The following is a 14,836-nucleotide window of genomic DNA, read 5'->3' as shown; positions in this document are numbered from 1 at the left end:
TTAGAGCTCTGCCCTGAAAGCCCGATTCTGAATCGATAAGAAAAGATTGCCCATATAACTTAAGCTTGCGCCGTTTTCTGAAACTATTGGGCGCAGCAATGAAATTCTCGCGACAAACTCTTTCTGTAATTCAAGAGGTGGAATGAAGATGGGCGCGCTCACGATCAAACCAATGTTCAAAGTTGGCTGCGCCACGGTTCTCGTCTCAGCGGCAAAGTAACGTTGAACTAGTGGCGAGCGGATCATCTCTGCCATAAATTCACGTTCTGCGATTTGGGAGTCCACTGGCACGCGCGCAACAGCTCGGGCGATATTTGCTCCTTTGAGCCCGGAATGGGCCAACGCAACCGTGCCGATAGAACCAACGCAGCCAATTAAAATTTCATCGCCAGCCAGTCGAGAGCGACTGTAATTCGCTTCGATTTCCGATGAAATTCTCTTGGTTTCGGCAGGGTTTATAGATGGCTTGAGCAGGTCACCAACGCGTATGAGGGGAATCCCTCCCTCTACATCATCGCCGGGTTGAACGACTCCGTAGTTGATCTTGTCGCCCTTCCGGACAACGCTTCCGAGCTCGGCTTCTTTCCAACCTTTTGGATTGCAGGTCAAATCACCAAACATCTCATGAAATATGGCTTGGCCGAGTTGGTTGAGGCGGTCGATCGCGCGCCGACGCTTACGGCGCAGCTCATCCGCCTGATCCAAGATCGCTGCAATCCGCTTCTGTTCGCCAAGTGGGGGAAGCGGGATTTCAACCCGTTCAACGATTGCCTTCGAGACCTCCTTGAACGTCGCCCCATTGCCAAGTAACTCAAGCTGAGAGCGATGGCATTTTAGCCACCAATAAAGGTAGGACGCGTCGACGTTCGGGCCAGGAACCATGCTCTTGAACCCTTGGTTTGTTGCCATTGGTACGGCATTTATTGCGACGTGTCCAATCGGTGCGCGAGAGCTAAACAACACCGAATTCGCTGGTAACAGTTCAGCGGCGCAGCTTTTCAGTCCAGCAGCAGTGATCTTGCGGGGCGTGTCGCTAAGGAATTTTCCATCCAAGTCCGACAAGTCTTTCGGAGTCGTCCAAGGAACATCCCCGTCCCAAAACTCAGCGGTACCACTCTTGGGCGTGGCCCCACCGACCACACGAACGCAGTCCTTCAATGCAACTATCGGCCACGCACTCATCGCAACATCGCCTCTAGGTTGGTGAGGCCATCGCTGATTTCAGCTTCAAGCTGGCGCAATTCGTTGATGATATCGGCGGGCCTGTCGTGCGTGACTTCCGCGTGCTCAACTTCCTTGTAGCGATTGAGCGAAAGGTCGTAGGTGCCGGTAGCGGCAATATCAGCCTTGGGCACACAGAAGCTTTGCGCGGTGCGCGGATTTTCAAGCTCCCCCTCAGCCCGACGCAGCCAACGCGCCAGTGCGTCGGGCAGATTGTTCTTGGCGTGATCGTTGCCACTGAAGGGAGATGCGGGCAGCGCTCCCAACTTTGTATCGTCGAGCAGCGCCGTGCGCTTATCATCCAGTGAAAAGCCATCGGCCTGAAGATCGTAGAACCAGACGTTTTCGGTTCCACCCACGCCGGTCTTGGTGAAAAACAGGATGGCGGTGGACACGCCCGCATAGGGGCGGAAGACGCCAGAGGGAAGTTTCACCACACCCTCAAGCTTGTGCTTTTCGACCAGCATTTCCCGCAAGGATTGGTGAGCCTTTGATGAACCGAACAGCACGCCATCAGGCACAATCACCGCAGCGCGCCCGCCGGTCTTAAGCAGGCGTAGGAAGAGCGCAAGGAACAGAAGCTCGGTCTTTTTAGTCTTGACGATTTGTTGGAGGTCTTTGGCCGTGACTTCATAATCGAGCGATCCGGCAAAGGGCGGGTTTGCAAGGATCAGCGAATAGCGTCCAGCGTCGCCATCATGTTCCTGCGCCAGGCTGTCTCGGTAGCTGATATCCGGGTTATCGACGCCGTGCAGCGTCATGTTCATGTTGCCAATACGCAGCATGGTCGGGTCGAAATCGAACCCGTGGAACATATTGCCGTGGAAATGCTTGCGCAGGCGTTCGTCCCGGAACAATTGCGGATGATTGTCGCGGAGATATTCTCCTGCCGACACAAGGAAGCCGCAGGTGCCAGCGGCGGGGTCGCAGATTACGTCCTCCGGCGTGGGGCGCGTCATCTCGACCATTAAGCGAATGATGTGCCGTGGTGTTCTGAACTGCCCGTTCGTACCTGCGCTTGCGATTTTACCAAGCATAAACTCGTAGAGGTCGCCTTTGGTATCGCGATCCTCCATCGGAATCTTGTCGAGCATATCGACGGTTTTGGCAAGCAGGGCCGAGTTGCTGAATCCGAGCCGAGCATCTTTCATGTGCTGGCCGTAGCTAGACCCCTTCTCGCCCATTTCTCGAAGGAAGGGGAAGACTCGCTCGCCCACGACGCTCATCATTTCGCGAGCTTCGAAGTTTCGGAAGCGCGACCAACGAAGGTCCGAATATGGCCGTCCCTGATCATCGTTCCCTTCAGGGAAGATGAGCCGCTCAATACCTATACCGAGGTTGGCGGCCTTGTTCTCTTCCAGCGTCTGGAGATCGTCGAGTCGCTTTATGAAAAGCAGATATGTGATCTGCTCGATCACGGACAGCGGATTGGATACCCCGCCCGACCAGAAGGCATTCCAAATCTGGTCAACTTGATTGCGAATTTCCCCGGTAAGCACCCTTAGTCGTTCCCATTGTTTGATCGTCTCACATCGCAGGCCCGCGACATACGATCGCATTGATTCAAGTAAATCTGCGCGACGGCCCGATCCTGCCGGCGGCAAAAATTTCAATAAACTGGTCTCTAACAGACCACCGAAGCTCCGGATCGAGCTGAAAGCCTTGCCACAATCATTAGCTTCGCGGAGCTACGACGCCGACATGTTTGTAAAGCGTGGTTCGGGAAACCCCATACTGACGCGCAACATCCGCCACCTGGATATCGGGGTCACGCAGCAGCGCCTTGATCTCCCGCACTTGCTTTTCTCCGAGCTTGGGCTTGCGGCCGCCTGAGCGGCCTCTAGCACGGGCTGCGGCTAGTCCGGCGCGGGTCCGTTCACGGATCAGACTACGCTCGAACTCGGCGAGTGCCGCGAAAACGTGAAAGACGAGTTTGCCAGCCGCGCTGCCTGTCTCGATTTTCTCGGTCAGGCTTTCGAAGCTGACGCCAATGCGTTCCAATTCGGCCACGATTTGCACCAAGTCGGGAAGGCTCCGGCCGAGCCGATCCAACCGCCATACCACTAGCGTGTCCCCGCTCCGCAGTGCCTTCCTGCAATGCTCGAGCTCGAGACGCTCCGCACTCTTGCCGCTCGTGGCCTCCTCATAGATGACGCCGCACCCAGCCTGCTTCAGCGCATCACGCTGAATGTCGAACTTCTGATCCTCCGTAGAGACCCGGGCATAGCCGATCCGCTGATTCATTGACACAACCAGGACGTTGAAAACTTGACGCGAATGTTAACCCGACAAAGGGGGTTCGGCTAGCCACAATGGGCACTTTTTGCGTGTATAGAAAACCACGCGTTTGCGTGACACGCCGTAAGATCGTAACTAGCTGGGTCGCGCCCGGGCGAGACTTGGGAATCACTGTAGGGGCTAGGTCATGCATTCATGATTGAGCACGCAAGTAAAATCTTCTAGCGTAAGTCGCCCGCGATATCCTATGCCTCCCCTCGATCAGATCCTCAAACATGACTACGCTCTTGACCAACGAACGGCTGCTGGACATATGGACAAACGAGTTCAGGACCTATCTGAAGCAGCCGGGAATAGAGCGTTGGCGCGATCGTTACATCGGGCAGGTGCGCGTGGTCAACGACACGCCTCATGACGAGTGGATGAAACCGGACTTCCAGACAAGGCTCTGGAAAGACAACCCCGTGGCAAATATCGGACCGGGCAATTCGGTCACGGTGACGGGCGCGCTCACCGATTTGGAACTTGCGTTTTGGCTCTTCGAAGCGCGCGAAGCCAAGCGCGATGACGAGGCCTCAGTGCGCGGCGCGCGGATCGACGCGCTCTACACGAGGGTGTTGCAACGCGTCGCCGAGAAGCAGCACGCCACGAAACAGCCTAAAGCGCGTCTGATCCGCCTGCTTGCTTCGCTGTTCCCACACGACATGGCGTGCTTGATGGACGCGAACCGCCTCTGGCAGGTCCACCGGCTACTGGGACAGCACCGTGTGTCGAACCAGTTCATCGCGCATCATGCATTGCTGCGGCAGCATCTGCGCAGTGTGCTGGGACCGGACGACACCATCGAGCGCGCCGTCGAACAGTCGATGCTGACGTGGTATCTCTGGGACACCTATGTGAAGGCTCCCGACCAAGGAGCGATCGAATCGCCGAAGGCCGTGGAAGCTGAAGCGCTCCCGGAAATCCCGCTGCTTCCGGTGGATTCGCAGCGGCGCGGCCTGCCGTGCGTGAGTGCTAACGTCGCGTTGCTGGTCGCGATCGCGCGCGAAACCGAGCATGGTCTGAGCCGGGAAGATCTGATCACCACCATCATGCAAGAGGCGCCCCAGTTGAGTAGCAGTACGGCGGCGATAATCATCTCGCAAGCACTGGGTGGGCTTGGTCTCATCACGCTGGCGGACGGTGGATATCGCCCCACAACGCGCGGGCTGGATCTGCTGAATGCTCCCGATCCACGTGAAGTCCTGCGTGGCCCGTTGGTCGGCCGGGTGTTCGGCGTGGGGCATCTTCTGCTCTGGCTCGAAAAGGCGGAGGAGGGACTGCCGTTTGCGGAACTCTCAGCGAGGCTCAAGGCGCTCGTTCCTACCTGGAATTCGTCGCAGCCAGGCAATTACACAATCACTTGGGCGAAGATGGTCGAACTGATCCGCCCGGTCACGATGAACGGCGTGACGAGACTCGTCCTCACCGACCACGGCGAAGAATACGCCGAAGCATTACCCGACGAGTTCGAGCAGCGCTGGAAGATTCGCGATGACGAAGCAGCCGACGCTGTCAAGGAGATTGGCGCCGCCCTCCCTGCCGCCGGCGGCGAAGCGGACGCGAACGCGAACGGCCCATACAGCGTACAGAGCATCATCAACGAGGGCTGCTTCGTCGCGAGGCAGGACCTCGACACCATGCTCACGTTGCTCGACAGCAAGCGAAACATCATTCTGCAAGGGCCACCCGGGACGGGCAAAACTTGGCTAGCCAAGCGTTTGGGCTATGCGCTGCTCGGACGAAAGGACGCGAGCCGGCTCGTGTCTCTGCAGTTCCAGCCGTCGCTCTCCTATGAGGACTTCGTGCGCGGCTGGCGGCCCGGCGCGGACGGCCGGCTGGACCTGATCGACGGCGTTTTCATGGAGGCGATCGAGGAGGCGCGAAGCGACCAGTCTCGTCCCTATGTCGTAGTGATAGAGGAAATCAACCGCGGCAACCCTGCTCAAGTGTTCGGCGAGATGCTGACGCTCCTCGAACGTGACAAGCGCAAGGAAGAGGAAGCGCTGCGTCCCGCTTACGTGCGCGCACCCGACGAGCGGATTTTTATTCCCGAAAATCTCTACGTGATCGGCACGATGAACGTTGCAGATCGCTCTCTCGCGCTCATCGATCTGGCCTTGCGTCGCCGCTTCGCGTATTTCCCGCTCAAGCCCGAGGTCGGCGACAGATGGCGCGACTGGTGTATGAAAGAGAATGGCTTTTCCAAAACCGAGGCCGACGATATCGCCGAGCGCATGCGCCAGTTGAACAAGCGCATCGCTGATGACGAATCATTGAACGAGCAGTTCTGCATCGGTCACAGTTTCGTCACGCCTGCGCAGGGCAAGAAAATCGACAACGTGCGCGCCTGGTTTGCCCGCGTCGTGGAAAGCGAAATTAAACCACTGCTGCGTGAGTACTGGTTCGACAATCAGGCGACGGCCGAGGACGCGTGCAAGAAGCTCCTCGCCAATCTCGAGCCATTTTCAGGCGGGTAGCCGTGTCGAAGCCGATCCCGATCAAAAACCTCTGGTTTTTGTTGTCCTATGCGCATGGCCTCGCCAGTTTCTTCGACAAGCAGCCGGTGGAAATAGGCGAACACGATGATGTGCCGGAACTGCTCGCCCGTCTCCTCGCGGCGATGGTCGAGCGCCGCATCAAGCGCAATCTGGCCCGCGCCTATCTGCCGCGGGAAGCGCGACTGACGCGCGTGCGCGGACGCATCGATCTATTGGCGACGTTGTCCGCCGGCGAATTGCGGCAGGGGCGCGTCATCTGCCGTTTCGAGGAGCCCAGCGCGGACACGCCGCGCAACCAGCTTTTCCGCTTCGCCCTAGCGCGGTTGGCTTCGCTCGTCCGCGACAAGCCGCTCGCCCATCGCTGCCGCCGGCTCGGCTCCGAACTCGCGCGATTCGGCGTGTCGTTTCGAAGGCCGGAGCGATCGGAAATGACCCGCGAGCAGACCGGCAGAAACGACGCCGACGATGCGGCGCTCATCGTCGTGGCGAATCTCGCGCTCGATCCGCGGCTGCCGACCGAAGACGCAGGCGATGTTCGCCTCGCCCGTCTCAAAAGAGACGAACGGATGCTGCGCGAAATCTTCGAAAAGGCTGTCGCGGGCTTCTACAAGCAGGAACTCCCGAGACAGGAATGGAACGTCCGGTCTCAGAAGGCGCTTGATTGGCCGATTGAAGCGCCCACTGCGGGATTGACGAAATGGCTTCCGTCGATGTACGCCGACATCGTGATCGACAGCCGGGTTGCTCCCAGACGCATCATAGTCGATACGAAGTTCACGGACATTTTCACTACAAACCAATACGGCCAAGCCAGGTTCAAGAGCGATTACATCTATCAGATCTTCACATACCTGCGATCGCAGGCCGACCGAGGCGACGCCTATGCGAACAGCGCGGAGGGCCTCTTGCTGCATCCTGCCATCGGCGTGCACGTGGACGAATCCTTCACCGTGCGAGGTCACCGACTGCGCTTTGCAACGGTCGATCTCGCCGATGACAATGCTGGAATTCGCGCGGCGCTGAAGTCGCTGGTTACCGGACCCTAGCGAAGAGCGAAGCCAGTTTCCGCGTTCGGCGGATATGAAGCAGAGCGTGCGATCGGGTAGCTTGGCTGGTACGCTCTTGTCTATTGCACCGGCAGCCAAGTTCACCCTAGGTAGGTACTGCGCGTTGCGCGACCGGCTCTCGCGTGAAGTTTGACGTACCGAATGAGCTCGGCGGCGAACGGCGGCTATCGGTCGTGCGAGAGCCGTTAGTTTGACGGTGTACCGAACGGCCGAGTCACGCCCTGAGTCTGTCCGTCAAGGTTTTTGAGCGGTAAGTTGCGGCTCGCCCCGCTCGGCCCGCACGAGCCAAGCGGCGAGACAATCTTGTCCGTTATCCAGGGCAGATGAGCCTACATCCCGCCTTTAGCCGTGCGCCCGGTTGGCGAGTTGCCCACCGTCGGCCAGCGTCATGGTCATAACAGGCGGCCCGCCGGCCGGCCGGCCTGACTTCATCCTATTGCTCTGGGGGAGGCGTTCGGCGTTATTTCAACTCGATCTGTTGAGCGGGTATCGCGTTTAAGATCCAACATTCTTGGTGAACGTAAAGCAGCGCCAATTGCGATTGGTAGTTTGTGTAGGCCGCTTCCATCGCCACCTGCATTGACAAATCCGGATTTTTGTTATACGCGGCTCTCGCGACAATCCATTTTTCTTGGAGATCGACCGAATTCGCCAAGACATTAGCCTTCACATTTTTACTTACAAAATTGGACTGGACACCTGCGTATTTGTAAGAGTCAATGATCGTCAAGCGACCATCACCATCCACATCAACTGGATTGGAGAACCACTTAAATGCGTGAAGTAAAAAGAGATTAGCCGCCCACGGAACAGTGGCTCCCGACACGAAAGTTTCCTGAGTCGAGCAACTCAGACTTTCGTGTAAGTTAGTCGCGCCAATAAAAATGACATCCGGATCACTTACGCCTTTCGGATCCGTCTTCTTGCCAGCACCGATGTAATTGAAATTTCCGGCGAAGCATTGCCCAAGATAGACTATCGCCCGTTCGAGCGTGGGCGAGGACTTAATACAATTGAGCAGCTTATACGGGGTGATCGGAACAGCACCGTCAATGCCAAGCAGCCCACCATGTCCGGTAACAAACATCACCAAGTTCTCATGCGTGTTCGCGGCCTGATCCGCGAAGAAGTCATTCGACTCTTTTATCGTGAGCGCGGAATTGCTGCCATACTTCAATATGTTTTCTATGTTCGATCGGTCTTTTCCGTCGACGTAGATATAAATATCAGAAATGGGTATCCCTCCCGCCTCCAGACAAAGAAGGCCGAACGCCAAATCCAAGATGTGGCGATAATCAGCGGCGTCCGCGCCGGTAGAGAGAAAGAGCACCCATTTGGTGTGGCCATCCAACAGAGTCATTATTGTTTTTGCGCCGAAGCTTTTATTTATCGTGCCGCTCCTGCAATTACATAGTTACTCAAAGATCTCGGCCTAGGGAGATCTGCGAAATAGAACAACTCGCCTATTTCGAGACTGTCTTCGTCATTATCGACCTTTTGGAGCACTTTGCCGCTATCGCTTAGTTCGAATACACTTGAACCCGTTTTCAAGTAAAAAGCAACTTCATCGTGCCCATCGGCCTTAAACAGCAACCATTGCCCCAAGTTCACGCACTCCTTCACGGACTCGTCGATTTCTGGCAATTGCTTTGACAAAATATCGTTCTGTTTCATTTCATTCTCCTAGCTTTCTGCGTGCCGATACGCATTGTCTACTATCTATTTTCGGATTCGATAGAGTCCGACTATCCGTGCAGCACAGCAAAACCGGCGACAGTGTGACACAGAACCAATGTAGTCGAATTGTTCCTCGCGCGTATGCGAGTAATCCCGCATAACGAGCACCTGCAAGCTGCGTTCCTCGTCGAAATGAAGCAGCAAAGCGTCGATGCATCCTATCCTTGACGGGTTATCGGCAGCCCAGATGTCATCTTGAAAAAATTTTGAACAGATATTGAATGGGCTCCGGCGGATAACGGCTTACGACCGTGACGCATGTTCGAAATGGTATGAGCGCTCACGTGGCACCGCTTGAGGACTTTTGTCCGCTACCGCGTGTGTAACAGCCATTCGAGTGTCGGCGTGGCACATGCCGGTGAGTGCCGTAAATTGGCCGGCTGGATACAGCCTATTTACTATGCAATACGAAGTAATTACACGTGGATCCGTTCCACTTCATCGAGGCTGATGTCGTCGTGGCGCCGGTCATACAGCTGCGTGGTGCGCGTCGACGCGTGGTTCGCCATCGCCGCGGCGTTCTCGAGCGTGCCGCCATTCTTGAGATAGGCAGTGATGCCCGTGGCCCTGAACGTATGGTTGCCGATCCTGGTATCGATGCCGGCCGCGAGTGCGCGCCGTCGCACCATCGCATAGGCGTTCGCCTGCGGCAGTGGCGTCGTGCTCAGCCGCCCGGTGCCACGCGCAACCGTACGGAACAGCGGCCCCTTCGGGTCACCTGCGATGCCGGTCTCGTCCAGATATGCGTGCAGATACGCCTCCAGCGTGTGATGGCACGGCATCTCGTGGCGCTTGCCGCCCTTTTCGCGAAGACGGACCCACAGGCGCCGGTGCTGCACATAGACATCCTCGACGCGCATCGCGAGCGCCGCGCCGACGCGTGCGAACGAAAACACCATCAGTGCAATCAGTGCGCGATCGCGCAGGCCGATCGGCGTGCTCACGTCGATGCTGTCGAGCAGCTGGCGCGCCTCACTCGCATCGAGCACCGGCGTTTTGCCCTTTTTCGTGGTGTGGCTGGGGCCGCGCACCGACGCGGCCGGGTTGTGCGGCACGATCTGGCCCGTGACGAGCCAGTCGAACAGGTGGCGGATCGCCGCGAGCTGCTGTTTGACGGTCGGCGCCGAGGACGCCTGCGTCTGCCGCTCGATCCACGCGGCCACGTGCAATGGCTGCACCGCCGTGATCGAGCTCACGCCGGCGCCGGCGCACCAGTCGAGAAAATCCCCCGCCGCGCGCGCATACGCGCGACGCGTATGCGGATTGCGGATTGCCGACGCGAAAAATTCGAGGAAGCGGATACCGGCGCGCTCACCGGCGGCCATCACGAGCGCCGGTGTGGGAATGGCGTCGAGCGCGACAAGCGAATTCACAGCGAAAATGCCTTGTTCAGATCCACCTCGTGGCCTGCTGCCTTGAGTTCACGCGCCAGGGCCAGCTTCCAGCCGCCACCGTCATCCATCTTTTCCCAGACGACGCCGACGTAGTCGCTGGGCAGCTCGACATCACCACGTTTGAGAGCACAGACCTTGTTCCGTCCGAGACGGCCAATGAAGTACCCGAGCTCGAGCAGGACGTTCTGCCGCGCCCGTGGTTTGAGATCGTCCTCCTTGACGCTGCGGCCCACGTCATCGGGGGTCAGCAGCACGACGGCAAACCCCACATCGCTGTTGGCTTCGAACTTTTCGATGATGGTGCCGCCCTGGTTCGCCTGCTCGTGCAGGATGACCGGGTCGAAGTCCATCGCTTTTAGAAAGCGCGCGACCAGCTCGCGCGCCTCGCCGTCATGGCCATGGACCACAAATACGCGGCGAGTTGGCGAGACCTTTTCGGCCCATTGCGCGGGCGCGGCAGGCACCGTTACCGCCTCGTGCTCCACGTCCGCAAGATCCTCGCGCAAGACTCGTTGAGCCTCCTGCAAAAGCGCAACCGAGTGTTCGATTTTTTTCCTCACACCCTCTTGATACTCTCGCGGTGGAGTCGACGGCCCATATCCCATCTGGATAATCATCGGCCACCAAGATAGAGAGGTAGCCTCTACAAATCGCCCGAAAGTCGAGGTCTCTTCTCCAAAGCAACGCACCAAGGTGTCCTTGATCGCGGCAGAAAGTGCCTGCAATTCTGGAGAATCACCTTCAGGAACGGTAGCAAGGTCGAATGCTCGCAATTCTTTGGTGCGTTCGTCGAGTCGCTGAATGCTACGTTCGATCTGCGCAGGCGTAAGGATAAGTTTCGGTGCAGGCGCGCGCGGCGCAGCGGATTTTCGGGTAGCCATCGGTCTCTCTCTTTATATGTGATAAAGGACATTATCATATATACAAACGCCAGCGGAAGCCGCAACAGGTCAGTGGCCAAAAAATCACCGACCCGTCACGGACTGCAGGGTGACGGAGAAAAAGATCGGGATTGGCGCCTAGTGAATGAGGTGCTGGACCTGCGTCACCGTGATCGCCTCATGCGCATGAATCGCAGCAACCGCGATTGCCTTGAGTGCATGGATGAGGGCGATGATGATCAGGGTCCAATTGACCGTTTTCATTTTGCTTGTGCCAATAAAAAACCCGCCTCGATGGGCGGGTCAGAAATGCAAAAAGCCGCACGAGGCGGCTTTTTGCGAAAAAGCGGGGCGCACGAAGGCCCCACTTGCGAAATCTTACATGAAAAACAGCGGCACCGAATCCATCCAGATCGGCAACGTCCAGGAATCACAATCCTGGACTCTATGCATCTGTTGTCTACGACGTTTCGTGGCGCAGATTAGTTGGCCACGACGGTGTGTTGACGCAGCCCGGTCAATCCTGTCACCGGTTATGCTTTTTCAGGGCGAGCGCCGCTTACGCGGCTCGTGGAGTTTGGGCGACCATACTGGTCGTAGCATCCTGCAACGCCAGTTGTCGGCTGACGATGTTGCAGCGCGTCGCGCTGCCAGGACCTCGGATCTTCTTTCGCCTGCCAACCGGTCGGGCGCTCGCGCACGACGGCGCGACTTCCAATTAAGCACATCTCTCCTGTCCGACGACCAGCGGCGATGGCTGTTCTTTCGCCGATGTGATCAGATTCAGGGTGCGTTATTTTTGTCGAGTGCACTCGCTGGTTGTCCGGGGATTGCCGTTTGTCTACGGTAGCGCCTGCCGGGCCGGGCGAAATGCGATTGGATTCGCAGGTATGAAAAACAAGGACGCAACCGTCCAGGCCGAATTGTGGCGGTTTGCGTAACACTTTTCAATATATCTTAGTGGTGCGATAGATGCCGACATCGAGAACGCGAACAGTGGCGTTGGCTCAGCGATTATGAAACGCTCGGTGGACGGAAACTGCGTGTGCCGGTCAGCCCTGCGCATCAGCCTCACACTGAACATGTTGCGTACTGTCGTCGCAGTGCCAATCTGGTTAAATTAGCGCTTAACACGATTCTGTCCCGGCCGACTCTAGCGTTTCGCGCGGCTTGGTCGGGAATGAGGTTGAGTGTAATCACTTATGCCAGTGACCGTAGTAACCCGCGCGACGGTAATGCCACCAGCCGCGTGACAGATAGCGCGTGTCGTACTCCCAAGGACAGGTGAGCGGGCCGCACTCGGCTGTGGGCGCTACGACGGCGAGAAACGTCGCGACCGTTGCCGCGAACGCAATTTGCGCTGCACTATTCTGCCTCTCATATGAGTATGGATCCCCTGACGCGGTGGCATGCGTCACACAGTCCACAACCTCACTATCTGACGCCCCGTCGCAATCAGCAGGATTCTCCCCCGACGGCTTATGCACATAGCCCTCGGTGCCAGCACGCTCGATTTCCGCGATGATCGCTTTATCTGCCTCAGTCAACTTCTGGTCATGCGTGGCATACCAGACGCATTCACTCTGTTCTGAAGCCGACTTCGTCAGACACGCTCGGACAGCTGCTATCGCCGTTGACCCGTCGTTGGTTGGCTTTTCTTCACCCGGAAGCACGAATTGAGCACTAGCGTGCCCCGACAGCAACGTGAGAACCAGGATCACGGGCGCTATCGTTGTTTTATTCATCTCTCTGTCTCTTTTTGGTTTTGACCGATGCGCGCACAGTGTGCCATCCCTGCACCGTGAAAGGAACGGGATTCTGTCCAGGTATGCAGCGTGGTATACGCGTCGCGTAACGGCTTTAGCCCTCAAGGGCCAAGAGTTCGTCTTCAACGATCACGGCCGAGCCTTCTTCAACCCTAGCCTCGTAGGTCGTCACTTGGCCTTCGTACAGGGTCGACTGGATCAAAATTTTGAAGCGATCATCGGGATCGAAGTAGATGTGCAAAGCTTCGTACTGAAAGTCTCCATCACCGATGTTACGGTTACCGTCTTCTTCAAGTCCGAACTGGGCGCCGTTGATCTGGATTTCTTCGCCGTTGTACTTCACAACGATCGAGCCTTGGATGTTCAATGTAGCCATCGGGTTCACCTACGTTTAGGCAACGGCAACCGGCCGTCATGCGGGGCGAAAAAACGCCGTGTTCAGTGGTTTTTAGGTCCGAGCGCGGGCATCGTCATACGCCTGACGGATGGTTCGCTCGTGCTCGTCGGAGAGTCGCATGGTCTTGAGCAAGTCGTTTAGGTCGACGCCGAAGCGGCTACCGAGCGCGCCGGCCGTCGCGGCGGCCGTGGCATGGTTCGCGCGCTTGACTGCCTCGCTGAAGCTACGCCCCACGATGAAGCCGAGTTGGTACTGCTGCACCCTCGAGCAGAGTTCGAGTGGCGTGGGGTCTTCGTCGGCCTCAGCGCCGTGCTCGAAACCCAAGTCGAACGACGTCTGGCGAGCGCGAATGGGTTTGTCGACCATGTCACGCTCCCGCGTGAGGCGCAGATGCTTCGGGCGTGGCGCTGGCCTTGAGCTTGATGGCCGGTTTGTGCATCAGCTTCCAGGTGCCCTCGAAGGCGCGCAGAGCCAGGGAACCGCGGTACGCATGGAGGAATTCTTCGAGCGCTTCCTGCGTAACCGTGTCGCCGCTGCGACCGCGCGGCGGGCGTGCGTCGGCGAGCATTTCTTTTGCCGTGAAAACGGTGTGGCCCGTGTCGAAGCGCGTTTGCAGAATCTCCACGAGGTGGAGCGCATGGGGGCCGCTCTCCTTGCAGCGGTGGGGTGCGATGCGCGGCGCGAAAACCGCCATGCACGCCGGGCAGACGTGCACACGCGGCAGCGACATAAGGGGCGCGCCGATCATATCCGCCAGGGAGTGGCCGCCGCGCGCAACGCGATCGGTCTCATAGTACGTGGTCGACACGATACCGCTTGTGCGCCACTTGTTCGGCGTAGCGCGGTAGTGCAGGATCGGCGCGAAGAGCTGGTAGTTTTGCGACGGTTTGCGGCCCACGCCGGCGTACGGCTTCACGAGGCTAAAGCCGAGACCGAGTTCAGCCGAGAACGGCTTGTTATCGCGCATGTCCACACGGTCGAGGTAGACCGAGTCGACTTCACGCAGGTCGCGCGGCGGGCGGTTCCAGAGATACGTAGTGTCGCGCGAAACGACCTCTGCGAAGTTGAGATCCTGGCCGATCAGCTCGAGGCGCGCGGCGAGACTCGTTTCCGGCCACGGCAGCACGCCGGCGCCGATTGCCACCGACGCCTGCGCCGGCGGAAAATCCGGGTCGTGCAATGCTTTCAGGATCTTCGTGCGGGAGTGTTCGAGGTGCTCATCGAACAGGACTGAGTGCATGTCGATGCGCAGGCCGAATTTGCGCACCAGATCCAGCGTGATGGACGCCAGCTTCTGTGCCTTCCACTCGTCGACTTTCAGCAGCTTTTTGATGCGCTCGATCACCCAGCGCAGATGCAGGTGCGCTGGGAGTTCGGGATGCGTCGTGGGCACTGCGACAACGATGAACGGCGTCTCGTATTCCCTCGCGAGTTTCGCAGTCCAGAAGCCGAAAGCGGTAACGATGATCTCGGACACCGAAGCGGGCCCGATGTGTTCGCCTTCACGTGCGAACGCCGCGATCAGATCAGCGCTGATCGCCTTGAACAAGAAAGGGGCTTGCATGACTCTCTCTCCATGCAGCCGGGACGCGTCA

Annotated in this window: 14 protein-coding genes; 2 read left to right on the top strand and 12 right to left on the bottom strand. The window is 58.0% G+C overall.

Features of this window, described 5'->3' with window-relative positions; translation table 11 throughout:
- The 3 genes from P0D73_RS28810 to P0D73_RS28800 form a co-directional block, all read right to left on the bottom strand.
- The gene (locus tag P0D73_RS28810) at positions 1-1,182 is read right to left on the bottom strand and encodes a restriction endonuclease subunit S (protein WP_408433862.1); all 1,182 of its coding nucleotides are present in this window, start codon (positions 1,180-1,182) and stop codon (positions 1-3) included.
- Positions 1,179-2,720 carry a type I restriction-modification system subunit M gene (locus tag P0D73_RS28805; protein WP_408433919.1) on the bottom strand — a complete coding sequence of 514 codons (1,542 nt, stop codon included), beginning with the start codon at positions 2,718-2,720 and terminating at the stop codon, positions 1,179-1,181. The genes P0D73_RS28810 and P0D73_RS28805 overlap by 4 nt, the downstream gene beginning before the upstream one ends.
- A gap of 175 nt (positions 2,721-2,895) precedes the next feature.
- Positions 2,896-3,465 (bottom strand): recombinase family protein, encoded by a 570-nt coding sequence (locus tag P0D73_RS28800; protein ID WP_408433859.1) that lies wholly within the window; start codon positions 3,463-3,465, stop codon positions 2,896-2,898.
- A gap of 281 nt (positions 3,466-3,746) precedes the next feature.
- Here P0D73_RS28800 and P0D73_RS28795 point away from each other — a divergent pair, with 281 nt between their 5' ends.
- Together P0D73_RS28795 and mcrC are read left to right on the top strand one after the other, a co-directional pair.
- Positions 3,747-5,978 (top strand): McrB family protein, encoded by a 2,232-nt coding sequence (locus P0D73_RS28795; protein WP_408433856.1) that lies wholly within the window; start codon positions 3,747-3,749, stop codon positions 5,976-5,978.
- A 2-nt stretch (positions 5,979-5,980) separates the two neighbouring features.
- Positions 5,981-7,045, top strand: coding sequence for a 5-methylcytosine-specific restriction endonuclease system specificity protein McrC (mcrC, locus tag P0D73_RS28790; protein WP_408433853.1), 1,065 nt, complete (start codon positions 5,981-5,983; stop codon positions 7,043-7,045).
- Positions 7,046-7,526: 481 nt separating this feature from the next.
- On the opposite strand, the gene P0D73_RS28785 is transcribed toward mcrC, so the two are convergent.
- From P0D73_RS28785 to P0D73_RS28745, 9 genes are all read right to left on the bottom strand, one after another.
- A complete protein-coding gene (locus tag P0D73_RS28785; protein WP_408433850.1) occupies positions 7,527-8,426 on the bottom strand; it encodes a hypothetical protein in 900 nt (299 codons plus the stop codon).
- 26 nt (positions 8,427-8,452) lie between these two features.
- A complete protein-coding gene (locus P0D73_RS28780; protein ID WP_408433847.1) occupies positions 8,453-8,740 on the bottom strand; it encodes a hypothetical protein in 288 nt (95 codons plus the stop codon).
- Positions 8,741-9,219: 479 nt separating this feature from the next.
- Positions 9,220-10,128, bottom strand: coding sequence for a tyrosine-type recombinase/integrase (locus P0D73_RS28775; protein WP_408433915.1), 909 nt, complete (start codon positions 10,126-10,128; stop codon positions 9,220-9,222).
- A 44-nt stretch (positions 10,129-10,172) separates the two neighbouring features.
- On the bottom strand, positions 10,173-11,078 hold the full coding sequence (locus P0D73_RS28770) for a TIR domain-containing protein (protein WP_408433844.1): 906 nt from the start codon (positions 11,076-11,078) through the stop codon (positions 10,173-10,175).
- Positions 11,079-11,216: 138 nt separating this feature from the next.
- Positions 11,217-11,342 (bottom strand): hypothetical protein, encoded by a 126-nt coding sequence (locus tag P0D73_RS28765; protein ID WP_408433841.1) that lies wholly within the window; start codon positions 11,340-11,342, stop codon positions 11,217-11,219.
- 932 nt (positions 11,343-12,274) lie between these two features.
- Positions 12,275-12,823, bottom strand: coding sequence for a hypothetical protein (locus P0D73_RS28760; RefSeq protein ID WP_408433838.1), 549 nt, complete (start codon positions 12,821-12,823; stop codon positions 12,275-12,277).
- A gap of 115 nt (positions 12,824-12,938) precedes the next feature.
- The gene (locus P0D73_RS28755; protein ID WP_408433835.1) at positions 12,939-13,220 is read right to left on the bottom strand and encodes a hypothetical protein; all 282 of its coding nucleotides are present in this window, start codon (positions 13,218-13,220) and stop codon (positions 12,939-12,941) included.
- A 72-nt stretch (positions 13,221-13,292) separates the two neighbouring features.
- Positions 13,293-13,607 (bottom strand): DUF2623 family protein, encoded by a 315-nt coding sequence (locus P0D73_RS28750; RefSeq protein WP_408433832.1) that lies wholly within the window; start codon positions 13,605-13,607, stop codon positions 13,293-13,295.
- Position 13,608: 1 nt separating this feature from the next.
- Positions 13,609-14,805 carry a hypothetical protein gene (locus P0D73_RS28745; protein ID WP_408433829.1) on the bottom strand — a complete coding sequence of 399 codons (1,197 nt, stop codon included), beginning with the start codon at positions 14,803-14,805 and terminating at the stop codon, positions 13,609-13,611.
- Positions 14,806-14,836 lie beyond the last annotated feature (31 nt).

Origin of the sequence: Paraburkholderia sp. RL18-101-BIB-B, assembly GCF_046026985.1 — a bacterium.
Classification (GTDB): domain Bacteria; phylum Pseudomonadota; class Gammaproteobacteria; order Burkholderiales; family Burkholderiaceae; genus Paraburkholderia.
This window is presented reverse-complemented; position numbering and strand designations above follow the sequence as displayed.

Bases quoted from the DNA above. Each gene is read 5' to 3' on its own strand.
- P0D73_RS28810 (WP_408433862.1), bottom strand. From the start codon at position 1,182: ATGAGTGCGTGGCCGATAGTTGCATTGAAGGACTGCGTTCGTGTGGTC.
- P0D73_RS28800 (WP_408433859.1), bottom strand. From the start codon at position 3,465: ATGAATCAGCGGATCGGCTATGCCCGGGTCTCTACGGAGGATCAGAAG.
- P0D73_RS28785 (WP_408433850.1), bottom strand. From the start codon at position 8,426: ATGACTCTGTTGGATGGCCACACCAAATGGGTGCTCTTTCTCTCTACC.
- P0D73_RS28780 (WP_408433847.1), bottom strand. From the start codon at position 8,740: ATGAAACAGAACGATATTTTGTCAAAGCAATTGCCAGAAATCGACGAG.
- P0D73_RS28775 (WP_408433915.1), bottom strand. From the start codon at position 10,128: ATGGCCGCCGGTGAGCGCGCCGGTATCCGCTTCCTCGAATTTTTCGCG.
- P0D73_RS28770 (WP_408433844.1), bottom strand. From the start codon at position 11,078: ATGGCTACCCGAAAATCCGCTGCGCCGCGCGCGCCTGCACCGAAACTT.
- P0D73_RS28765 (WP_408433841.1), bottom strand. From the start codon at position 11,342: ATGAAAACGGTCAATTGGACCCTGATCATCATCGCCCTCATCCATGCA.
- P0D73_RS28760 (WP_408433838.1), bottom strand. From the start codon at position 12,823: ATGAATAAAACAACGATAGCGCCCGTGATCCTGGTTCTCACGTTGCTG.
- P0D73_RS28755 (WP_408433835.1), bottom strand. From the start codon at position 13,220: ATGGCTACATTGAACATCCAAGGCTCGATCGTTGTGAAGTACAACGGC.
- P0D73_RS28750 (WP_408433832.1), bottom strand. From the start codon at position 13,607: ATGGTCGACAAACCCATTCGCGCTCGCCAGACGTCGTTCGACTTGGGT.
- P0D73_RS28745 (WP_408433829.1), bottom strand. From the start codon at position 14,805: ATGCAAGCCCCTTTCTTGTTCAAGGCGATCAGCGCTGATCTGATCGCG.